The 227-nt window shown below is 44.9% G+C and carries 1 rRNA gene; it reads right to left on the bottom strand.

Annotated elements, in window-relative coordinates:
* Positions 1–2 precede the first annotated feature (2 nt).
* Positions 3–227, bottom strand: a 23S ribosomal RNA gene (locus tag H5160_RS20685); the annotation flags it as partial.

Below are 227 nucleotides of genomic sequence, written 5' to 3' on the forward strand. Positions count from 1 at the left end.
GGGGTACGATTCCATATAATCTGAAGCTTAGAGGCTTTTCCTGGAAGTATGGCATCAACAACTTCATCACCGTAGTGACTCGTCTCGTGTCTCAGTCTTAACAGCAACCCGGATTTACCTAAGTCACCAACCTACTCACTTTCACATGGACTACCAACGCCATGCTTGTTTAGCCTGCTCCGTCCCCCCATCGCAATTATATCGAGTACAGAAATATTAATCTGTTT

Source organism: Pseudoalteromonas sp. SG43-4 (assembly GCF_014164325.1).
Lineage (GTDB): Bacteria > Pseudomonadota > Gammaproteobacteria > Enterobacterales > Alteromonadaceae > Pseudoalteromonas > Pseudoalteromonas distincta.